Source organism: Pseudomonas sp. B22(2017) (assembly GCF_002113105.1).
GTDB classification, from domain to species: domain Bacteria; phylum Pseudomonadota; class Gammaproteobacteria; order Pseudomonadales; family Pseudomonadaceae; genus Aquipseudomonas; species Aquipseudomonas asiatica.
On the sequence record NZ_NEJN01000012.1, the window covers coordinates 109,073 to 130,305 of the forward strand.

Genomic DNA, 21,233 nt, shown 5'->3' on the forward strand with positions numbered 1-21,233 from the left:
AGCTGGCAAGTCTAATCGCTCACGCGCCGAATGGGGCGAGTGCCGCTTGGGAAAGTGCGAGGGAATGTGTGCTCGTCGCCAGCCCCTGAGGGCCCGTCAGTCGGACGTGCACGTCTGGTCATACAACAAGGAGGACCAGCTCTGACGTTTCAGGCAGGTTGCCCATGTGCAGTTCGCATGAAGCTTGTGCAGGGCCTTGAGCTAGCTGCTCAAGTTTGAAACGACCACTGCCATCGCCCGGCGGTTAGCCGGGCAGGGCAGAAGCTTTGCGTAGAACGCCTGTATTAGTACAGACGAACGGCGCGGCGCTGTTCGCGCTGAACTTTCTTGGCGTGACGCTTAACAGCAGCAGCTGCTTTGCGCTTACGCTCGGCGGTCGGCTTCTCGTAAAACTCGCGGCTACGAACTTCAGCCAGTACACCGGCTTTTTCGCAGGAGCGCTTGAAACGACGCAGAGCTACGTCGAAGGGTTCGTTCTCTTTAACTTTGACGGCTGGCATCCAGGGCTACCTTAATTCATTACCGGGGTAGACGTGCTCCTGGCAAAACAAAGGTGTGCTGGAGAACGTCGGTTTTCAAGGGTTGCGGATGTTAACCCTTAGCAAGCCGGAATGCAAAGCCTCTGATCGAAAACCGCTGGTCGGCATCCGACACGGGGACTATCATGCGCGGCTTCGAATTCAGCCCCCACAAGGGACGAACCCATGCTAGTACTGGGATTGGAAACATCCTGCGACGAAACTGGCGTCGCATTATACGACAGCGAGCGCGGTTTGTTGGCCGACGCGCTGTTCAGCCAGATCGACCTGCACCGCGTGTTCGGCGGTGTGGTGCCAGAGCTTGCCTCGCGCGACCACGTCAAGCGCATGCTGCCACTCATCCGCCAGGTGCTGGATGAGGCCGGCTGCGTCGCCACCGAGATCGACGCCATCGCCTACACCGCAGGCCCTGGCCTGGTCGGTGCCCTGCTGGTGGGGGCCTCGTGCGCCCAGGCGCTGGCCTTTGCCTGGGACATCCCGGCGATTGGCGTACACCACATGGAAGGCCACCTGCTGGCACCCATGCTGGAGGAAAACCCACCGGAGTTTCCGTTCGTCGCTTTGTTGGTTTCCGGTGGTCACACCCAGCTGGTGCGGGTCGATGGCATCGGCCAGTACGAGCTGCTGGGCGAGAGCCTGGACGACGCCGCCGGCGAAGCGTTCGACAAGACCGCCAAGCTGATCGGCCTGAACTACCCCGGTGGCCCGGAAATCGCCCGCCTGGCCGAGCGCGGCGTGCCTGGCCGCTTCGTGTTCCCGCGGCCGATGACCGACCGCCCGGGCCTGGAGTTCAGCTTCAGCGGCCTGAAAACCTTTGCCCTGAACACCTGGCAGCAGTGCCGCGATGCCGGCGACGACAGTGAGCAAACCCGTTGCGACCTGTCCCTGGCATTCCAGCAGGCGGTGGTGGAGACTTTGACCATCAAGTGCAAGCGGGCGTTGAAGCAGGCAGGCCTCAAGCGCCTGGTCATTGCTGGTGGCGTCAGCGCCAACAAGGCCTTGCGTGCGTCCCTCGAGGACATGCTCGGCAGCATCAAGGGCAACGTGTACTACGCGCGCCCGCAGTTCTGCACCGACAACGGCGCGATGATCGCCTATGCCGGCTGCCAGCGGTTGTTGGCCGGGCAAAAGCAGGACCTGGCAATCAGCGTGCAGGCACGCTGGCCGATGGAGCAGTTGCCGCCGGTTTAAGCGTTAGAAGTGCCGTTCGCGGCCTGCGAACAGGTCGCGAAGGTTGCTGCGGTGGCGCCATACGATCATTGCCGTCAGCACAGTGATCGGTAGCAGGGCCTCTGGCTCGCGCCAGGCCAGCAACGGCAAGGTCAGCGGTGTGGCGATCAGCGCCGCCAGCGAGCTGGTGCGGGTGAGGTAGAAGGTCAGCAGCCAGGCGCCAATGGCCAGCAGCGCGGCCGGGAAGTACAGGGCCATGAGCATGCCGGCGGCGGTTGCCACGCCCTTGCCGCCCTGGAAGCGGAAGTACAGCGGGAACAGGTGGCCCAGCACTGCGCACACGCCAACCCAGGCCTGCGCGTGCAGGTCCAGCCCGGCACCGCGGGCGAGCAATACCGGCAACAGGCCCTTGCACAGGTCGCCAAGCAGGGTCAGGATCGCCAGTTTGCGGCCTGCCAGGCGTAGCATGTTGGTGGCGCCGGCATTGCCTGAACCGCTGGAACGCGGGTCCGGGCTGCCCGTAAGGCGGCTGAGGACGATGGCGAAGGACAGCGAGCCAAGCAGGTAGGCGAGCAACGCCAGTAACCAAAACATGCTAACTATTCCGGGCGAGGACGCCCTGATTCTAACGGCGCCAGTCGCCCTTGTCGTGCTGTGGAGAGAAGTGCTTGGACAGAGTGTTCATCGAAGGCCTGGAAGTCGATACCGTCATCGGTGCCTATGACTGGGAGCGGGATATTCGCCAGTGCTTGCGCCTGGACCTGAGCTTTGCCTGGGATAACCGCCCGGCTGCGGCGGGTGACGACCTGAACCTGGCGCTGGATTATGCCAGTGTGTCGGCCCGTATCCAGGCGTTTGCCGAACAGGCGCGTTTCGAGTTGGTTGAAACTTTCGCCGAGCGCCTGGTGGCGACGTTGATGGAAGAGTTCCACATCCCGTGGGTGCGGTTGAAGCTGACCAAGCCGGGTGCGGTACCGGCGGCCCGTGGCGGTGTTGGCGTGGAGATCGAGCGCGGATGTCTCTGAGCACGGTTTACCTGGGGCTTGGCAGCAACATTGATCGCGAGGTGCACTTGTGCGCCGGGCTCGATGCGTTGGCAGGCATCCTGACCGACATGCGCTGCTCGCCGGCGTTCGAAAGCCAGGCGGTGGGGATCAAGAGCGGTCCGTTCATCAACTTCGTGGTGACTGGGCAGACTGCGTTGCCGTTGATCGAACTGGACCGCCGGTTGAAGTTCATCGAGGCCGACAATGGCCGCTATGCCCCGGACCGCAAGGGGCTGCCGCTGGATATCGACGTGCTGATGTATGACGACTTGCACGGCACGTTCGATGGGCTGGTGTTGCCTCGGGCCGAGATCCTGAAGAACGCCTTTGTGCTGTGGCCGCTGTCGCTGCTGGCGCCGGAGCTTGTGCATCCGGGGGTAGGCAAGACAATGGCGCAGTTGTGGCAGGAGGCGCGGATTGATCAGGTGTTGGCCCCGGTTGCCTTTGAGTGGCGTGGGTTGCAGCTGACTCCCGCGTAAGCCTGTACCGGCCCTTTCGCGGCTAAAGCCGCTCCCACAGGTACAGCGACAACCTCGAGAGCAACGCCGTCCCTGTGGGAGCGGCTTTAGCCGCGAAGGGGCCGGTATGTTCAACCGAGCTTGTAAGCTTCGAGGGCTTTCAGCCGCTCACCTTTGAGCGCTTCACCCAAGGCCTGGCCGGTCAGCCCTGCCTGCACCAATGGCTTAACATCCACTGCCCGCGCCGCCGCCGCTGCCCCTCGCAGGTATTCGGACTGTGGATAACCCGCTTTGCCCTCGCCCAGCGCTGCCATCTCGGAAGCGATCAGGAAGTCTTCGAATCGCTGTGGCCGCCGGTACACATCGAACTTCTGCAGCAGCCCCAGCAGTGCCGTGGCGGGCAACTCCTGCGCCTGGTTGCCCAGCTTCAGGCACTCACCCGTCAGCAGCGCCAGCTCCTGGCACTCCCGCGGCGCCTTCAGGCGCTGGTTGATGGCTTTGATCGCGGCCGGTGTCAGCGACTGCAGCAGGCAGGCCCAGCGTACATGCAGGGGCTGTTCGTGCATTGCCGACTGTTCCAGCGCTGCCAGGGCCTGAGGGGCGTCATCTAGCTCTGGCAGCAGCTCCTGCAGGGCCCCACAAGCATGCAGCACCTGGAAGAACACCTGCGGCTGCGCCTCCATCAGCGCCCGCTCGATTTCCTTCCAGCTGCGCTCGGCGGTCAGTGCCTGCAATTCGCCAGAGGCACTGATCTGACGCATCAGCTCAAGCGTCTCATCGGCAACCCGGAATCCCAGCGGTGCATAACGGGCAGCAAAGCGCGCAACTCGCAGCACACGCAATGGATCTTCGGCGAATGCCGGGGAAACATGGCGTAAAAGGCGCTGGTCGATATCGTCCTGGCCATGATAGGGATCGTATACCGTACCCGTCTCGTCCTCGGCCATTGCATTGATGGTCAGGTCACGACGGATCAGGTCTTCTTCCAGGGTCACATCGGGGCTGGCGTGGAAAGTGAAGCCGCCGTAGCCCCGCCCGCTCTTGCGCTCGGTGCGCGCCAGGGCGTATTCCTCGCCGGTTTGCGGGTGCAGGAACACCGGGAAATCAGCGCCGACCGGTCGAAAGCCCTTAGCGTGCATTTCCTCGACCGTGGCGCCGACCACCAGCCAGTCGATATCGCTGACAGGGCGGCCGAGCAGGCGGTCGCGCACGGCGCCGCCAACTTTGTAGATGTGCATGTGCAGCTCTCCATAACTGCCGACAGGATAACCCGTCGGCAGCCTTGAAGTTGCACTAGAGGTGGTGAATGACAGCCAGATCCATGCGGCCATAGTCGGCGCTTTCGCCGTGCTCGCCGCGTGGTGGCATGTGGTGGGTTTTCATCACCTGCTCGCCCTGGACGGTCTCCAGGTGGATGTCGAAGCCCCACAGGCGGTGCAGGTGCTTGAGCACTTCATCGGTAGAATCGCCCAGCGGTTTGCGGTTGTGTTGCTGGTGACGCAAGGTCAGCGAGCGGTCGCCGCGGCGGTCAACGCTCCAGATCTGCACGTTCGGTTCGCGGTTGCCCAGGTTGTACTGCGCCGCCAGTAGTTCGCGAATGGTCCGGTAGCCGGCCTCGTCGTGGATGGCAGGTACATACAGGTCGTCGCGCTGGTCGTCATCGAGGATGCTGAACAGCTTCAGATCGCGAATGACCTTCGGCGACAGGTACTGCAGGATGAAGCTCTCGTCCTTGAAGCTGCTCATTGCGAACTTGATGGTAGAAAGCCAGTCGCTGCCGGCAATGTCGGGGAACCAGCGCCGATCTTCTTCGGTCGGGTTTTCGCACATGCGGCGGATGTCGGTATACATCGCAAAGCCCAGTGCGTAGGGGTTGATGCCGTTGTAGTAGGGGCTGTCGAAGCCGGGCTGGAATACCACGCTGGTGTGGGATTGCAGGAACTCCATCATGAAGCCTTCGGTGATCAGCCCCTCGTCGTACAGGTCGTTCATCAGTGTGTAGTGCCAGAACGTCGCCCAGCCTTCGTTCATCACTTGGGTCTGGCGCTGCGGGTAGAAATACTGGGCGATCTTGCGCACGATGCGCACCACTTCACGTTGCCAGGGCTCCAGCAGCGGGGCGTTCTTCTCGATGAAATACAGGATGTTTTCCTGCGGTTCGGCGGGGAAGCGCGCATCATCTCGCTCGTTACCCTTGTCGGCGCTCTTCGGAATGGTCCGCCAAAGGTCATTGATCTGCCGCTGCAGGTGCTCCTCGCGCTCCTTCTGCCGCCGCCGCTCCTCTTCGGCGGAAATCGGATAAGGCCGCTTGTAGCGGTCGACGCCGTAGTTCATGAGGGCATGGCAGGAGTCGATCAGGTCTTCCACGGCATCAATGCCATGGCGCTCTTCGCACTGGGCGATGTACTGCTTGGCGAACACCAGGTAGTCGATGATTGAACTGGCGTCGGTCCAGGTGCGGAACAGGTAGTTGCCCTTGAAGAAACTGTTATGGCCGTAGCAGGCGTGGGCGATCACCAGTGCCTGCATGCACATGGTGTTTTCTTCCATCAGGTAGGCGATGCAGGGGTCGGAGTTGATCACGATCTCGTAGGCCAAGCCCATCTGGCCACGGCTGTAGGACTTCTCCGTGCTGAGGAACTGCTTGCCGTAGGACCAGTGGTGATAACCCAGCGGCATCCCGACCGAGGCGTAGGCGTCCATCATCTGCTCGGCGGTAATGACCTCGATCTGGTTGGGGTAGGTGTCCAGGGCGTAACGCTCGGCCAGGCGGCTGATTTCCCGGTCGTAGGTCTGGATCAGTTCGAACGTCCACTCGGACCCGGTGGAAATAGGTTGGCGTCTCTGTGCTCTGGCGGTCATGTGGCTAACCTGCGCTGGAAGAGTTCACGGAAGACCGGGTAGATATCGCCGGCCGATACCAACTGCTGCTGGGCGAACGTGTCGGGGAAGGCTTCGCCGATGCGCTCGTATTCGTACCACAGCGCCTGGTGTTCACGCGGAGTGATTTCAACGTAAGTGTAGTACTGCACATGCGGCATGATCTGCTTGGCCAGGATGTCGCGGCAGATCGGCGAGTCGTCGTTCCAGTTGTCGCCGTCGGAAGCCTGGGCGGCGTAGATGTTCCAGTCGCTGGCCGGGTAGCGTTCGGCCATGACCTCCTGCATCAATTTGAGTGCGCTGGAAACGATGGTGCCGCCGGTTTCCCGCGAATAGAAGAATTCTTCCTCGTCGACTTCACGAGCGCTGGTGTGGTGGCGGATGAACACCACTTCGATGCGGTCGTAGTTACGCTTGAGGAACAGGTACAGCAGGATGAAGAAGCGCTTGGCGATGTCCTTGGTGGCCTGGGTCATCGAGCCGGACACGTCCATCAGGCAGAACATCACAGCCTTGGAACTGGGGTTGGGCTGCTTGACCAGCAGGTTGTACTTGAGGTCGAAGGTGTCGAGGAAGGGCAGGCGGTTGATGCGTGCCTTCAGGCGTTCGATCTCGTGTTCGACTTCCTGGATATCGGTGAAGTTGTCTGGCTCCTCGACCTTCAGGCGGGCGAGTTCCTTTTGCGCTTCGCGCAGCAGTGCGCGGCTGCTGCCGGTCAGGGCGATGCGCCGGGCATGGGCCGAACGCAGGGTGCGCACGATGTTGATACGTGACGGGTTGCCTTCGTTGGCGATACCGGCGCGCACGGTCTTGAAAGTGTCGGCCCCGGTCAGGTGACGTTTGACCAGGTTGGGTAGCTCGAGGTCCTCGAACATGAACTCGAGGAATTCTTCCTGGGTGATCTGGAAGACGAAGTCGTCCATGCCCTCGCCGGAGTTGCCGGCCTTGCCGCGGCCGCTGCCACCGCCGCCGCCTTGTGGCCTTGGGATGTGTTCACCGGCGGTGAATTCCTTGTTGCCTGGATGCACGATGGTCTGCTTGCCCCCGCGACCATGGTGCAGCACCGGTTCGTCGATATCGCGCCCCGGAATGCTGATCTGCTCGCCATGTTCCATGTCCATGATGGAACGGCGGCTCACCGCCTCTTCGACGGCTTTCTTGATGTGTTCGCGGTACCGCCGCAGGAAGCGCTGGCGGTTCACCGTGCTCTTGTTCTTGCCGTTCAGGCGTCGATCTATAACGTAGCTCATGGTCCCTCCGGTAGCTGGGAACAGCTGCACGCTTCAAGCTACGAGCTGCTGCACATAAAGGCAGCAAAGCAGCTGCCGCCGCCCAGGGCTGGCATATCAGCCCTGGGCGCGCGGTGGGTAGCTTGTCGCTTTATTGCGATTTCCTGACCCGCAGGTACCATTCCGACAGCAGACGAACCTGTTTGTCGGTGTAGCCACGCTCCACCATACGCGTGACGAAGTCGTTGTGTTTCTGTTGGTCCTCCTTGCTTGCCTTGGCGTTGAAGCTGATGACCGGCAGCAGGTCTTCGGTGTTGGAGAACATTTTCTTCTCGATCACCACCCGCAGCTTTTCGTAGCTCAGCCAGCTCGGGTTCTTGCCGTTGTTGTTGGCACGGGCACGCAGCACGAAGTTGACGATTTCGTTGCGGAAATCTTTCGGGTTGCTGATGCCGGCCGGCTTCTCGATCTTCTCCAGTTCTTCGTTGAGGGCGATACGGTTGAGGATTTCGCCGGTTTCCGGGTCGCGGTATTCCTGGTCCTGGATCCAGAAGTCTGCGTACAGCACGTAGCGGTCGAAGATGTTCTGGCCGTATTCGCTGTAGGACTCCAGGTAGGCGGTCTGGATCTCCTTGCCGATGAACTCGATGTAGCGCGGGGCCAGGTATTCCTTCAGGTAGCGCAGGTAGCGTTCGCGCACCTCGGCCGGGAACTGTTCCTGCTCGATCTGCTGCTCCAGCACATAAAGCAGGTGCACCGGGTTGGCGGCCACTTCATGCGGATCGAAGTTGAACACCTTGGACAGGATCTTGAACGCGAAGCGGGTCGACAGGCCGTTCATGCCTTCGTCGACGCCGGCCGCATCGCGGTACTCCTGGATCGACTTGGCCTTTGGATCGGTGTCCTTGAGGTTCTCCCCGTCGTACACCCGCATCTTCGAGTAGATGTTGGAGTTTTCCGGCTCTTTCAGGCGCGACAGCACGGTGAACTGGGCGAGCATTTTCAGCGTGTCTGGCGCGCAGTGCGCCTTGGCCAGCGAGCTGTTGATCAGCAGCTTGTCGTAGATCTTGATTTCGTCGCTGACGCGCAGGCAGTACGGCACCTTGACGATGTAGATCCGGTCGATGAACGCCTCGTTGTTCTTGTTGTTACGGAAGGTGTGCCACTCCGATTCGTTGGAGTGGGCCAGCAGAATCCCGGAGTAGGGGATGGCGCCGAGGCCTTCGGTACTGTTGTAGTTGCCTTCCTGGGTGGCGGTAAGCAACGGGTGCAGGACCTTGATCGGGGCCTTGAACATCTCGACGAATTCCATCAGGCCCTGGTTGGCCCGGCACAGCGCGCCCGAATAGGCATATGCGTCGGCGTCGTTCTGCGGGAATTCCTCGAGCTTGCGGATATCGACCTTGCCGACCAGGGCCGAGATGTCCTGGTTGTTCTCGTCGCCAGGTTCGGTCTTGGCGATGGCGATCTGGTTGAGGATCGACGGGTACAGCTTCACCACCTTGAACTTGCTGATGTCGCCGCCGAACTCCTGCAGGCGTTTGGTGGCCCAAGGCGACATGATGGTGTTCAGGTAGCGCCGCGAGATGCCGTACTCTTCCTCGAGAATGGCCCCGTCTTCGGTGGCATTGAACAGGCCCAATGGCGACTCGAATACCGGCGAGCCCTTGATAGCGTAGAACGGTACCTTTTCCATCAGCTGCTTGAGTTTTTCGGCCAGCGACGACTTACCGCCGCCCACCGGGCCCAGCAGATAGAGGATCTGTTTCTTTTCCTCCAGACCTTGGGCGGCGTGGCGGAAGTAGGACACGATCTGGTCGATGCACTCTTCCATGCCATGGAAGTCGGCAAAGGCCGGATAGCGGCGGATAACCTTGTTGGAGAAGATTCGCGACAGTCTGGAGTTGGTTGAGGTGTCGATCAGCTCCGGCTCACCGATGGCCAGCAACAGCCGTTCGGCCGCCGATGCGTAGGCACTGCGATCCTCTTTGCACAGCTCGAGGTACTCCTGCAGCGAGAGTTCTTCCTGGCGCGTAGACTCGAAACGTTGTTGGAAGTGGCTAAAAATACTCATGACGTCACCTCGCTCGATACGTGGAGACGACGCCGGATCAGTCAGCTGATGCTGGCATGCAACCGGGGCTGCCGATTGCTGTATACCCCCCAGAACACCCTGTAACGCTACCGATGACCCGCACGCCGGTGTACCGGCTCTCCCCTTTTTCTGGATGGCCTGCGCTTAAGAATAGTTGGTTATCCGCAAGGTCAAGGGCGAGGCGTGGAGAAGTTGCGAACGACCGTTCGTCAGATAAGCCGCAAGCCCGCATGGGGCGCGGGCTGCAGTAAAAATGAAAAAATTATTCGGCAGTGCCCTGGGCGGTTTCGGCCGGGTAGGTGGCGCGCCACAGCTCAAAGCCGCCGTCGACGCTGTATACGTCCGAGAAACCCTGGTTCACCAGATAGGCCGCAGCGCTCTGGCTGGAATTGCCGTGGTAGCACACCACCAGGGTTGGGGCGTCGAGGTCGGCATTGCGGATGAACTCGGCGACAGAATGGTTATCCAGATGCTTGGCGCCAGTGATGTGGCCGGCGGCAAAGGCCTGCGGGTCGCGAATGTCGACGACTACCGCACCTTGCGCGCGAAGGGCCAGGGCCTGTTCGGGATGGATGCGCTTGAATTCGCTCATGGGTACGGCTTCCTTCAGGATTGATCGTTCAGTGTAGGCGTTTGGGTGGGGAGGCGTAAGTTGCCGTCGTCGCTGCAGTCACAGCGGTGGTATTCGCCGCTGTCGACGTTGTACAGGGTCATGGCACCGCCCCATACGCAACCGGTGTCCAGGGCGATGATGCCGGGCTCGTCGACCTGCCCCTGCAGGGCGGCCCAGTGGCCGAAGATGATCTTCACGTGGCGTGAGCGGCGGCCTTTGTGTGCGTACCAGGGCTTGTAGCCCTTGGGCGCGGTATCCAGGCCTTCCTTGCTCTTGAGGTCGAGCTTGCCCTCGGCGGTGCAGAAGCGCATGCGCGTGAGGCAGTTGGTGATGACCCGCAGGCGTTCGATGCCGGTGAGGCTCTTGCTCCACTTGTTCGGCTCGTTGCCGTACATGCCGTCCAGGTACAGTTTCAGGCGCTCATCGTCACGCAGCACTTCCTCTACCTCGGCGGCCAGTTCCAGGGCTTTGCCCAAGGTCCATTGCGGTGGAATGCCGGCGTGAACCAGCGCAATGCCACGGGGTTCGTCGTAATGCAGCAGCTTTTGCTGGCGTAGCCAGTCGAACAGCTGATCGGCGTCCGGTGCTTCGATGATCTCGCGCAGTGTGTCGCTTTTCTTCAGGCGTTCGACGTTATGCCAGACGGCCAGCAGGTGCAGGTCATGGTTGCCCAGCACGCACACCAGCGACTGGCGGATCGAATAAAGGAAGCGCAGGGTTTCCAGTGACTCGGGGCCGCGGTTGACCAGGTCCCCGACCAGCCACAGGTGGTCGACGGCGGGGTTGAAATTGACCCGTTCGAGCAGGCACTTGAGTGGCTGCAGGCAGCCCTGCAGGTCACCGACGGCATAGGTAGCCATCAGTGCAGCGCCCCGGGCACCGCCAGGCGGAAGGGGGCGATCTCGGCATCGAAGCGTTTGCCGTCTTCGGCGAACATCTGATAACTGCCCTGCATGGTGCCCACGCGGGTGCTGATGACCGCGCCGCTGCTGTAGGTGTGGCTCTGGCCCGGGTCGATATTGGGCTGCTGGCCGACCACGCCGGCGCCACGCACCTCCTCGACCTCGCCGTCACCGTTGGTGATCAGCCAGTGGCGCGACAGCAGCTTGGCCTTGAGCGAGCCATTGTTCTGCACGGTGATGGTGTAGGCGAAAGCGAAACGACTGTTTTCGGGGTCGGATTGTTCTTTGAGGTAGCGGGTCACGACGCTAACGTCGATTTTATAGCGAGGGTCGGACATGCAAGGGCCTTGGGCAAACTGACGCAATAATGCAGTCTAGGCCATTGGGAGGGGTGAGGGCCAGCGGTGAGGGGCTTGGGGGTTTGTGTTGTCTGTCCCGGCCCTTTCGCGGGTAAACCCGCTCCCACCTGGAGAGCATGGGTTTCAAGGTATGCACAGGACCTGTAGGAGCAGCCTTGTGCTGCGAAGAGGCCATTACTGTCGAAGAAAATCCTTCTTCGAAGCACAAGGCTGCTCCTACAAGGTACTACGCAGATTTTGAGGGCTGTGCAGTACCTGTGGGAGCGGGTTTGCCCGCGAAGAGGCCGGTACAGGCGATATCAGGCTTGCTGATCGGCCAACTGGTCAGCCAGGCGCACGAAGGCGGCCAGGTCCAGCTGTTCAGGGCGCAGGCTGCCATCCACGCCGGCAGCTTCGATGGCCGGGCTGTCGAGCAGGCCTTTCATGGTGTTGCGCAGGGTCTTGCGACGCTGGTTGAAGGCTTCGCGTACCACCTGCTCCAGCAGCTTTGCGTCCTTGGCCGGGTGTGGCAGCACTTCGTGCGGCACCAGGCGGACGATGGCCGAGTCCACTTTCGGCGGCGGGTTGAAGGCGCCCGGGCCAACGTTGAACAGGTGCTCGACCCGGCAGTGGTACTGCACCATTATCGACAGACGCCCCCAGTCACCACCGCCAGGGCCTGCGGCCATCCGCTCGACCACTTCCTTCTGCAGCATGAAGTGCATGTCGCGGATCAACCCGGCATGGCTGAGCAGGTGGAAGATCAGTGGGGTGGAAATGTTGTAGGGCAGGTTGCCCACCACCTTGAGGCTGCGCGGTGGCACGCCTAGCTGGTTGAAGTCGAACTTCAAGGCGTCGCCCTGGTGCAGACGGAAATTGCTGCGGTCGGCGAACTTGTGCTGCAGGATCGGCACCAGGTCCTTGTCCAGTTCCACCACGTCCAGTTGTGCCCCGCTGCCCAGCAGGCCTTCGGTCAGGGCGCCCTGGCCGGGGCCGATTTCCAGCAGATGTTCGCCGGCCTTGGCGTTGATGGCACGCAGGATGCGGTCGATGATGCCGGCGTCGTGCAGGAAGTTCTGGCCGAAGCGCTTGCGCGCCCGGTGTTGGTATTGCTCGTTCATGGTCGGTTCTCGGCCATCTGGTAGGCGGTTTCCAGCGCGACGCGCAGGCTGCCGGTGTCGACCTTGCCGGTACCGGCCAGGTCGAGGGCGGTGCCGTGGTCGACCGACGTGCGGATGATCGGCAGGCCCAGGGTCACGTTGACCGCAGCGCCGAAGCCTTTGTACTTGAGTACGGGCAGGCCCTGGTCGTGGTACATCGCCAGCACCGCGTCGCAGTGCTCCAGATATTTGGGGGTAAACAGGGTATCGGCCGGCAGCGGCCCGCGCAGGTCCATGCCTTCGGTGCGCAGGCGGGCCAGGGTCGGCTCGATGATGTCGATTTCTTCGCGGCCCAGGTGGCCGCCCTCGCCCGCGTGAGGGTTGAGGCCGCACACCAGGATGCGCGGGTTGGCAATGCCGAACTTGTCGCGCATGTCGGCATGCAGGATACGGGTTACACGCTCGACGCGCTCGGCAGTGATGGCGTCGGCAATGTCGCGCAGCGGCAGGTGCGTGGTCACCAGGGCCACGCGCAGGCCACGGGTGGCCAGCATCATCACCACTTGCGCGGTGTGGGTCAGCTCGGCAAGGAATTCGGTATGCCCGGAGAAGGCGATACCGCTTTCGTTGATTACGCCCTTATGTACAGGGGCGGTGATCATCCCGGCGAAATGCCCTTCCAGGCAGCCTTGCCCGGCACGGGTCAGGGTTTCCAACACAAACGCGGCATTGGCCTTGTCGAGCTGGCCCGGCACTACCGGGGCCGCCAGGGGGGTATCCCAGACGTACAGGCTACCCGCTGGCGCCGGCTGCTCGGGCCATAGGCCCGGCGCTACCGGCAGCAAGTTGACGGCCAGCCCCAGCTGCGTGGCCCGCTCGGCGAGCAGGTCACGGCTGGTAATGGCGATCAGGGGGTGGGGCTGGGCGTCTGCGGCGAGCAGCAGGCACAGGTCAGGGCCTATGCCGGCCGGCTCGCCGGGGGTGACGGCGAAGCGCAGGGGCTTCACTGGGCGGCCTGGTCAGCGCCAGGCAGCTTGATTTCAACGTAGGCCTCGTCGCGGATCTGGCGCAGCCAGGTCTGCAGCTCTTCGTCGTACTTGCGGTTGCGCAGTACGTTCATGGCCTGTTGCTCACGAGCCTGTTCGGTGCTGTCGGTGGCGCGACGGCCCAGCACTTCCAGGACATGCCAGCCGTACTGGGTCTTGAACGGACGGGTGACCTCGCCTTGGGCGGCGTTGGCCATCTGCTCGCGGAACTCCGGTACCAGGCTGTTCGGGTCAACCCAGTTGAGGTCGCCGCCGTTGAGCGCCGAACCCGGGTCTTCCGAGAAGCTCTTGGCCAGCTCACCGAAGTCTTCACCGTTCTTGATGCGCTCGTACAGGCGCTCGGCGAGTTGCTCGGTGGCCGCCTCGCTGCGGATCTCGCTCGGCTTGATCAGGATGTGGCGAACGTGCACTTCGTCACGCAGCACGTTCTCGCTGCCACCGCGCTTCTCCTCGAGCTTGAGGATGATGAAGCCGTTGGGGATGCGGATGGGCTGGGTAATTTCGCCAACCGGCATGCTGCTGAGCATCTTGGCGAAGTCTGGTGGCAGCTGGCCGGCTTTACGCCAGCCCATCTCGCCACCTTCCAGGGCGTTTTCGCTGGCGGAGCGGGCAATGGCCATCTGGCCGAAGTCCGCGCCCTGCTTGAGCTGCTGGTACACATCGCCAACCTGGCGCGCGGCAGCCTGGATAGCTTCCGAGTTGGCCGCTTCCGGGGTCGGGATCAGGATGTTGGCCAGGCGGTACTCTTCCGACATCTGCATCTTGCCAAGGTCGGAGTTGAGGAAGTTCTTCACTTCCTGCTCGGAGACCTGGATACGCTCGGCCACGCGGCGCTGGCGCACGCGGCTGATGATCATCTCGCGCTTGACCTGCTCGCGGGCGTCGTCGAACGACATGCCGTCACGAGCCAGGGCGGCGCGGAACTGGTCCAGCGACATACCATTGCGCTGGGCAATGGTGCCCATGGCCTGGTTCAGCTCTTCGTCGGTGATGCGGATGCCGGAACGCTCGCCGATCTGCAACTGCAGGTTCTCGACGATCAGGCGTTCCAGCACCTGCTGATCCAGCGCACCGGCAGGCGGCATGCCGCCGCCACGCTTGGCGATGGTTTGCTGGACCTCGCGGACACGCTGGTCCAGCTGGCTTTGCATGACCACGTCGTTGTCGACGATGGCCACCACGCGATCAAGAGGTTGTACCGCGGCATGCACCGCGCCACTCAGCAATGCAACGCCCAGCAACGCCGGGCGCAGTCGATCAATAAGCTTGGTCTTCACGTTCACGATAACCTTGAATGCCTTGGTCGAGGAAAGATTCGACCTTGTTGCCGACTACACCACCGAGGCCTTTCAGCACGATCTGAAGGAAGATGCCGTGGTCGCCCTTTTCGTTTGTCGGAAGGGCTTGGCTGAAGTCGTCGTAATCGATCCAGTAGCGGTTGATCAGACGCAGCTTCCAGCAGCAGTTGTCGTACTCGAAACCGCCCATGGCTTCCAGGGTGCGATTGCGGTTGTAGTCATGCTGCCAGCGAGCGATGACGCTCCACTGCGGAACGATCGGCCAGATGACCGAGAAGTCATGCTGCTGGATCTTGTAGTAGTCCTTGATGTAGTTCTCGCTGCCTGGGACGCCGTAGTCGCCACCGCCCACTTTCCAGGTACCGGTCGTGGAGTCGTAGGAGATGGTGTCGTTACGGTAGCGATAACCGAGGTTGACCACTTTGTTCGGGTTGTCTTCAGGCTGGTAGTGGAACATCGCGCTGCCCGAGCGGGTGCTGCGGCTGTCCGGATCCCAGTTGAAGTCCGAATTGAAGCGCCAGTCGCGGTTGAAGAAGTAGTTGTACACCAGCGCATACGGAGATACATCGGACTGCGAGTCACTACGGGTACGATAATCGATACCTGGGAGCTGAACTTTGCGGTCCTTGAAGTAGAAGGCCTGGCCGATGCTGAAGTTCTGGCGCTCGAAGCCGTTTTCTTCGATCCAGCGGGTGGTTACGCCCAACGACAATTTGTTCTCGTCACCGATACGATCGGTGCCGCTGAAGCGGTTGTCACGGAACAGCGAGTCGTAGCTGAACAGGGTTTCACCCGAGTCGAATAGAGGGATGTCCTTCTGGTCCTTGTACGGGACGTAAAGGTAGAACAGGCGCGGTTCGAGGGTTTGCTTGTAGTTGGTGCCGAACATCGACGTGTTGCGGTCGAAGAAGAGCCCGCTGTCCACGCTGAAGATCGGTACATCGCGGTTCAGCGAGCTGTTGTAGCTGCCGTATGCCGGATTGGCCGATTGCGCGATTGCCTGAGCTTTACCTTGGCTGTCCAGATCCAGATCGTAGTGGGTGTACGCGTACTTCAGCTTGGGTGTCAGGAAGCCATAGCTGGCTTTCATCGGCAGGCTGATCGACGGTGCAACGTTGAAACGGTTGCCGTTGGCGCGGGCGATGCCGGAAACGTTCTGATCCAGTCTGCGACCGCCCAGTACTGCCCCCGTAACCGGATCCCTGACGACACCTGCGGTTGTATCTGGCAGGCCGTCTTCGTTGAAGACCAGGTCGTTTTTCAGGTCGCGATCAAAGCGAACGGCTTCAGTTTCATAACTAAGGTTCAGCCCGCCCGGTTCAAACGGCAGCTTGCCATTGAAGGTAATCTGCGGCAGGCGATCGTACGGCGTGATCTGCGAGATAGTGGCCATTTCGTAGGCATGCACATTCAGTCGCGCGGTATAGCTATCGCCGCGATAGGTCAGTGCACCCTGCTGGTTCAGGAAGTCCTGGCTTTCGACACCGATCTGGTCGGATTCCAGGTCCTGGAAGTAGAACGGATCGCTGATGTCGGTGTAGTCCACTTCAGCCATCAGGCGCTCGTCCAAGCCACCCTTGTGCTGCCAGTTGACCATCCAGCGCTGCTCTTTGTAGTCAGTCTGGTCTTTACGGTCGTCGTTCTTGTCGTTGAGGTACGCGCCACCGAACTGGCCTTCGCTGGAAGGCGTCAGGTAGCGGAACTCGCCTTCCATCAGCAGGCCGCGCTTGGTCATGTAGCGCGGGTACAACGTGGCATCGTAATTCGGCGCCAGGTTGAAGTAGTACGGCGTGACCAGCATGAAGCCGGTATCGCTGGTGCTGCTGAACGATGGCGGCAGGAAGCCGGACTGGCGACGGTCGTCGATCGGGAAGTAGATGTACGGTGTGTAGAACACCGGGAAATCCTTGACCCGCAGCGTAACGTTGGTCGCGGTACCGAAACCGGTGGCCGGGTTCAGGGTGATGTTGTTGCCCTTCAGCTGCCAGGCGTTGCTGCCCGGTTCGCAGGTGGTGTACGTACCGTCCTTGAGGCGGATGATGGCGTTCTCGCCACGCTTGGCGTACAGGGCACTGCCGCGGATGTGCGACTTGTGCATCACGTATTCGGCGTTGTCGACCTGGGCCTCGCCCGTGTCGAGCTGGATCTGTGCCTCGTCACCGACCACCAGAGAACCGTTGTCACGGATCTTGACGTTGCCCTTGAGCTCGCCACGGTTTTCGGTCTGGTAGAGGTTGGCCTCGTCGGCCTCGGCCTGCATGCTGCCCTGGCGCATCACCACGTCACCGGCGAGGGTAGCGATCTGCTGCTCTTGCTGGTACTTGGATACCTTGGCGTTGATGTAGGTCGGCGACTCGTCCTTCGGCGTGGTGTCGGCCATGCCAGGGCGGGTTGGCTCGATGTAGGCGCCTCCGCAGTACGGGCCGGTTTCGGCCAGCTGTGCGGCAGTGAGCTTTTCACGCGGAACCCAGTCCAGGTGGCTGTAGTCTTCGCTACGCGACTTCAGGCCACGGCCCTTGGCCTCGGTGACCAGCATCGGCCGGTCCGCGGTTTCGCCTTCGCTCGCGGCTTCGGTGCCGGTGCTGACGGCAGCACCCTCGTGCACCGGGCGCGGCGGCAGGTTGTTGGTTGGGGTCTTGGGCTTGCAGTCCCAACCACCGGAGGCGGACACTTGGCAGTCGAACTGTTCGGCTGCCACCACGTAAGACGTGGCCAGAGGTTGCAGGGCCAGCAGACCGCCGGTTACCAGCAACGGAAACTTTCTACGAAACGCGGGGGATTTCAATGCCATCTTATTAGTCCGGGCTTCCTGCGTGCCATCTGCCCGCGTGTGGGGCCGCACGCCTCTCGATGGTCTGAAAAAGATGCTGGATAATAAAGCATGACCCGCTTGACGGCTAGGGCCGTCGGAGACCCTTGTAATGCCTGAACACGATGTACGCCTGCAACAACTGACGGTCTGGCTCGATGAGCAGCTCAATGATCTTTTCCGGAAAAACGCCTGGGGCGACGTGCCTGCAGGCAGCTTGACCGCGGCCAGCAGCGACGCCAGCTTCCGCCGTTATTTCCGCTGGCAGGGTGCCGGCCACAGCTTCGTGATCATGGATGCACCACCTCCACAGGAAAACTGCCGACCGTTCGTCGCCATCGACCACCTGCTGGCCAGCGCCGACGTGCACGTGCCGCTGATCCATGCCCAGGACCTGGAACGTGGTTTCCTGCTGCTGGGTGACCTGGGCCACCAGACATACCTTGATATCATTGATGCGGACAACGCCGACGGCCTGTTCGCCGATGCCATCGACGCGCTGCTGGCGTTCCAGCGCCTGCCGATGGACGCGCCGTTGCCCAGCTACGACGATGCGCTGTTGCGCCGTGAAGTCGAGTTGTTCCCGGAGTGGTACGTGGGTCGTGAGCTTGGCCTGGCCTTCAGCGATGCTCAGAAAGCCACCTGGCAACGAATCAGCCAGCAGCTGATCGACAGCGCACTGGCCCAGCCCAAGGTGCTGGTGCACCGCGACTACATGCCGCGCAACCTCATGCAGAGCACGCCCAACCCCGGCGTGCTGGACTTCCAGGATGCCGTGTATGGCCCGGTCACCTACGACATCACCTGCCTGTTCAAGGACGCGTTCCTCAGCTGGCCGCAGGCGCGAGTCGAAGGCTGGCTGCGCGACTACTGGCAGAAGGCGCAGGCTGCCGGCATCCCGGTGCAGGCCGATTTCGAGGCGTTCCAGCGTGCCAGCGACCTGATGGGTGTACAGCGCCACCTGAAGGTGATCGGTATTTTCGCCCGTATCTGCCACCGTGACGGCAAACCCCGTTACCTGGGCGACGTACCGCGCTTCTTCGCCTATATAGAAGAAGTGATCAGCCGCCGGCCCGAATTGGCGGAGCTGGGTGAGCTGATTGCCGAGTTGCAGGCCGGAGCGCGTGCATGAAGGCAATGATCCTGGCAGCGGGCAAAGGCGAGCGCATGCGCCCGCTTACCCTGCACACCCCCAAACCGCTGGTCCCGGTCGCCGGCCAGCCATTGATCGAGTACCACCTGCGGGCCCTGGCTGCGGCGGGCGTCACCGAGGTGGTGATCAACCATGCCTGGCTCGGCCAGCAGATCGAGGACCACCTGGGTGACGGCAGCCGTTTCGGCCTGAGCATCCGCTATTCGCCCGAAGGAGAGCCGCTGGAAACCGGCGGTGGCATCTTCAAGGCCCTGCCATTGCTGGGGGACGCGCCGTTCCTGTTGGTGAACGGCGATGTCTGGACCGACTACGACTTCGCGCGCCTGCAGGCTCCCCTGCAAGGCCTGGCTCACCTAGTGCTGGTCGACAACCCAGGCCATCACGGCCGCGGCGACTTCCGCCTGGTGGGCGAGCGGGTGGTCGATGGTGATGATGCGCCCGGCACGCTGACCTTCAGTGGCCTTTCGGTGCTGCACCCGGCGCTGTTCGAAGGCTGCCAGCCTGGCGCCTTCAAGCTGGCGCCGTTGCTGCGTCAGACCATGGCTGCGGGCCAGGTCAGTGGCGAGCACTACCGTGGGCACTGGGTTGATGTCGGTACGCTCGAACGCTTGGCCGAGGCCGAGCGCCTGATCCGCGAGCGTGCCTGACATGTGGTGGCCAAGCACGGTGATTGGTGTCGGTGCCGGCTTTGCCGTTGCCAGCATCCCCGGGGCCTTGCTCGGGGCGTTGCTCGGGCAGGCCATGGACCGTCGCCTGCGTTTGCAAGGCTGGGAGGACATGCGCGAACGCCTGGGTGGGCGCCCGGCGTTGCAGGACGACGAATTGCTGTTCGTGATGCTCGGGCGCCTGGCCAAGTGCGATGGCCGGGTGGGCGAGCAGCATATTCAGCAGGCGCGCCAGGAGATGGTGCGCCTGGACCTGGCCGAAGAGGCTCGGCTGCGTGCGATTGCTGCGTTCAACCGCGGCAAGGCGGGCAAGGACCGGCTGGGTGGGCACCTGCGGCGCATTCGCCAGCAGCCGCATGCGGCCGAAGGTACCCTGCGTGCCTGTTGGCGCATGGTCTGGGCCGACGGCAAGATGGGCAACAAGGAGCGTGAACTGCTGCTGGACTGGGGGCAGAAACTGGGCCTGAGCCGGCGGCAGGTGCAGGCCATGTCGCTGGAGTACGAACCACGCAAGGCGGCGGGGCCGGAAGGGGTCGCCATGACCTATGCGGCGGCGTTGCGCTTGCTGGCGGTCGAGGCGGATACCGATGGCGACAAGGTCAAGCAGGCGTATCGTCGGCTGGTCAGCCGGCACCACCCGGACAAGCTGGCGGGTACTGGTGCCAGTGAGTCGCAGGTGCGTGAAGCAACCGAGCGGACCCGGGAGCTGCATCAGGCTTATGCCATGATCCGCAAGCGGCGCGGGCTTTGATGGCCCTATCGCCGGCAAGCCAGCTCCCACAGGTATTGCACTGACCCTGAACACTGTGGCGTACCTATGGGAGCTGGCATGCCGGCGATAGGGCCATCATGGCAAACCTTACCCCTGCGGACTCATCCACCCCCGCACCCGGCGGAACAGTTGCTCCTGCTCGGCCGCCTTGTTCCCCGGCATGGCAATCAGCGACAACTGCCGGTACTTGTTGTCCTTCTGCCGCTTGCTGGCCTGCAGGCGCTGTGCGGCTGCATTGCGGTCACTGCTGCGGGTGGCGTAGTAGATGTCGGCAGTCGGCACTTTCAAGGTTGGCGCCAGGCTTTCCAGGTCATGCTCCACCCGTGCTGGTGTCTGCGCGGCAACCATTACCAGTTTCTGCACCTGTGGTGGCTGCCTCTCGCTCAGATAGCGGGCCGCCCAATATGCGCCGCTGCCATGGCCGATCAGCACGATGCTGCGGGCGTTGTGCTGCTGGGCAAAGGCCACCGCAGCATCCAGGCGGGCGAAAATGCGCTCGGCATCGGCTGGGTCGGTTTGTTCGCTGGCCTGTTTGGCGTCAGTGCTCTCTGCGGTGTCGGCATCGGCTGCGGTAGCCTGGGCGACGTTAGCATTGGCATCGGCCGGCATGTCCTTGGCCGGGGCGCTTTCGCCCTTGTCTGGCTCCGGCTCGGCAGCCGGCTTGGCCTCGACTCGCGCCTGCGGGCTGTCGGCGAGCAGGTCAGGCAGGCTGATGCTGAGGCTGTGCCAGCCGATATCGGGGAACTTCTGCCGCAGCGGGCCGACCGCATTCGGCCAGTCAGCCGTTTCGCCAGCCCCCGGGACGATGATGACCGCGCCCTGTGGATCGCTGTCGTTGGCTGGTTTCCACAAGGCCAGGAAGCTGTCGGCACCGGCCTGAAGGGTCTGCTGTTCGGCCTTGGGCACCAGCCGTTCAAGTGCCTGGGCATCCTCCTGGCTGCGTTCCAGCAGCGGCGGGCGAGGAGCTTGGGCAACGGGTGCCTCGGTGGTGGTGGATGGTTTTTCGGCATCGGCGGCCAGGGCGCCGAGTGGAAGGATCGAGGCCAGGCAGCACATTGCCAGCGTCGTGCGATAAAGTGTGGACATGAGTCAACCCGGGGCCAGAATGATACCGGCAGCC

At 62.3% G+C, this 21,233-nt stretch carries 20 protein-coding genes; 6 read left to right on the plus strand and 14 right to left on the minus strand.

Features of this window, described 5'->3' with window-relative positions; genetic code table 11:
- Positions 1 to 284: 284 nt before the first annotated feature.
- A complete protein-coding gene (gene rpsU / locus CAG18_RS21295; RefSeq protein ID WP_003255575.1) occupies positions 285 to 500 on the minus strand; it encodes a 30S ribosomal protein S21 in 216 nt (71 codons plus the stop codon).
- Between the two features lie 204 nt (positions 501 to 704).
- Between rpsU and tsaD the strand changes: the two genes are divergently transcribed.
- On the plus strand, positions 705 to 1,730 hold the full coding sequence (gene tsaD / locus CAG18_RS21300; RefSeq protein ID WP_023661234.1) for a tRNA (adenosine(37)-N6)-threonylcarbamoyltransferase complex transferase subunit TsaD: 1,026 nt from the start codon (positions 705 to 707) through the stop codon (positions 1,728 to 1,730).
- A gap of 3 nt (positions 1,731 to 1,733) precedes the next feature.
- Here the strand turns inward: tsaD and plsY are convergent, their stop codons facing one another.
- Positions 1,734 to 2,303 (minus strand): glycerol-3-phosphate 1-O-acyltransferase PlsY, encoded by a 570-nt coding sequence (gene plsY / locus CAG18_RS21305; protein WP_013970581.1) that lies wholly within the window; start codon positions 2,301 to 2,303, stop codon positions 1,734 to 1,736.
- 74 nt (positions 2,304 to 2,377) lie between these two features.
- Here plsY and folB point away from each other — a divergent pair, with 74 nt between their 5' ends.
- Positions 2,378 to 2,734: a dihydroneopterin aldolase gene (gene folB / locus CAG18_RS21310; RefSeq protein ID WP_004375185.1), complete on the plus strand. Its 357-nt coding sequence runs from the start codon at positions 2,378 to 2,380 to the stop codon at positions 2,732 to 2,734.
- Complete coding sequence (folK, locus tag CAG18_RS21315; RefSeq protein ID WP_013970583.1) at positions 2,725 to 3,234, plus strand: 2-amino-4-hydroxy-6-hydroxymethyldihydropteridine diphosphokinase; 510 nt, start codon at positions 2,725 to 2,727, stop codon at positions 3,232 to 3,234. The genes folB and folK overlap by 10 nt, the downstream gene beginning before the upstream one ends.
- Before the next feature lie 110 nt (positions 3,235 to 3,344).
- Here folK and CAG18_RS21320 read toward each other — a convergent pair whose 3' ends face one another.
- The 11 genes from CAG18_RS21320 to CAG18_RS21370 all read right to left on the minus strand — a co-directional run bounded on the left by CAG18_RS21320 (position 3,345) and on the right by CAG18_RS21370 (position 17,505).
- Positions 3,345 to 4,451, minus strand: a complete 1,107-nt coding sequence (locus CAG18_RS21320; protein WP_054573704.1) for a multifunctional CCA addition/repair protein — start codon at positions 4,449 to 4,451, stop codon at positions 3,345 to 3,347.
- Positions 4,452 to 4,506: 55 nt separating this feature from the next.
- The gene (locus CAG18_RS21325) at positions 4,507 to 6,075 is read right to left on the minus strand and encodes a SpoVR family protein (protein WP_013970585.1); all 1,569 of its coding nucleotides are present in this window, start codon (positions 6,073 to 6,075) and stop codon (positions 4,507 to 4,509) included.
- On the minus strand, positions 6,072 to 7,343 hold the full coding sequence (locus CAG18_RS21330; protein ID WP_013970586.1) for a YeaH/YhbH family protein: 1,272 nt from the start codon (positions 7,341 to 7,343) through the stop codon (positions 6,072 to 6,074). The genes CAG18_RS21325 and CAG18_RS21330 overlap by 4 nt, the downstream gene beginning before the upstream one ends.
- A gap of 130 nt (positions 7,344 to 7,473) precedes the next feature.
- Positions 7,474 to 9,396, minus strand: a complete 1,923-nt coding sequence (locus CAG18_RS21335; protein ID WP_013970587.1) for a PrkA family serine protein kinase — start codon at positions 9,394 to 9,396, stop codon at positions 7,474 to 7,476.
- A gap of 283 nt (positions 9,397 to 9,679) precedes the next feature.
- On the minus strand, positions 9,680 to 10,009 hold the full coding sequence (gene glpE / locus CAG18_RS21340) for a thiosulfate sulfurtransferase GlpE (protein ID WP_015268719.1): 330 nt from the start codon (positions 10,007 to 10,009) through the stop codon (positions 9,680 to 9,682).
- Positions 10,010 to 10,023: 14 nt separating this feature from the next.
- Positions 10,024 to 10,890: a symmetrical bis(5'-nucleosyl)-tetraphosphatase gene (locus tag CAG18_RS21345; protein ID WP_015268720.1), complete on the minus strand. Its 867-nt coding sequence runs from the start codon at positions 10,888 to 10,890 to the stop codon at positions 10,024 to 10,026.
- Positions 10,890 to 11,270 (minus strand): Co2+/Mg2+ efflux protein ApaG, encoded by a 381-nt coding sequence (apaG, locus tag CAG18_RS21350; RefSeq protein ID WP_013970590.1) that lies wholly within the window; start codon positions 11,268 to 11,270, stop codon positions 10,890 to 10,892. Before apaG ends, CAG18_RS21345 begins: the two co-directional genes overlap by 1 nt.
- A 320-nt stretch (positions 11,271 to 11,590) precedes the next feature.
- Positions 11,591 to 12,391: a 16S rRNA (adenine(1518)-N(6)/adenine(1519)-N(6))-dimethyltransferase RsmA gene (gene rsmA / locus CAG18_RS21355; RefSeq protein ID WP_054573705.1), complete on the minus strand. Its 801-nt coding sequence runs from the start codon at positions 12,389 to 12,391 to the stop codon at positions 11,591 to 11,593.
- The gene (gene pdxA / locus CAG18_RS21360) at positions 12,388 to 13,377 is read right to left on the minus strand and encodes a 4-hydroxythreonine-4-phosphate dehydrogenase PdxA (RefSeq protein WP_038408583.1); all 990 of its coding nucleotides are present in this window, start codon (positions 13,375 to 13,377) and stop codon (positions 12,388 to 12,390) included. The genes rsmA and pdxA overlap by 4 nt, the downstream gene beginning before the upstream one ends.
- On the minus strand, positions 13,374 to 14,693 hold the full coding sequence (locus tag CAG18_RS21365; RefSeq protein WP_015268722.1) for a peptidylprolyl isomerase: 1,320 nt from the start codon (positions 14,691 to 14,693) through the stop codon (positions 13,374 to 13,376). The genes pdxA and CAG18_RS21365 overlap by 4 nt, the downstream gene beginning before the upstream one ends.
- Positions 14,674 to 17,505, minus strand: coding sequence for an LPS-assembly protein LptD (locus CAG18_RS21370; RefSeq protein WP_085721491.1), 2,832 nt, complete (start codon positions 17,503 to 17,505; stop codon positions 14,674 to 14,676). The genes CAG18_RS21365 and CAG18_RS21370 overlap by 20 nt, the downstream gene beginning before the upstream one ends.
- 130 nt (positions 17,506 to 17,635) lie before the next feature.
- Between CAG18_RS21370 and CAG18_RS21375 the strand changes: the two genes are divergently transcribed.
- Genes CAG18_RS21375 through CAG18_RS21385 form a run of 3 tightly spaced genes read left to right on the plus strand, consistent with a single transcriptional unit; the run spans position 17,636 to position 20,092 of the window.
- Positions 17,636 to 18,655: an aminoglycoside phosphotransferase family protein gene (locus CAG18_RS21375; protein WP_085721492.1), complete on the plus strand. Its 1,020-nt coding sequence runs from the start codon at positions 17,636 to 17,638 to the stop codon at positions 18,653 to 18,655.
- Entirely contained in the window at positions 18,652 to 19,323 is a 672-nt protein-coding gene (gene murU, locus CAG18_RS21380; protein WP_085721493.1) for an N-acetylmuramate alpha-1-phosphate uridylyltransferase MurU, read from the plus strand. The genes CAG18_RS21375 and murU overlap by 4 nt, the downstream gene beginning before the upstream one ends.
- 1 nt (position 19,324) lies before the next feature.
- Positions 19,325 to 20,092, plus strand: coding sequence for a TerB family tellurite resistance protein (locus CAG18_RS21385; RefSeq protein WP_015268726.1), 768 nt, complete (start codon positions 19,325 to 19,327; stop codon positions 20,090 to 20,092).
- Positions 20,093 to 20,200: 108 nt separating this feature from the next.
- On the opposite strand, the gene CAG18_RS21390 is transcribed toward CAG18_RS21385, so the two are convergent.
- Positions 20,201 to 21,199 (minus strand): alpha/beta hydrolase family protein, encoded by a 999-nt coding sequence (locus CAG18_RS21390; protein WP_085721494.1) that lies wholly within the window; start codon positions 21,197 to 21,199, stop codon positions 20,201 to 20,203.
- Positions 21,200 to 21,233: the final 34 nt, after the last annotated feature.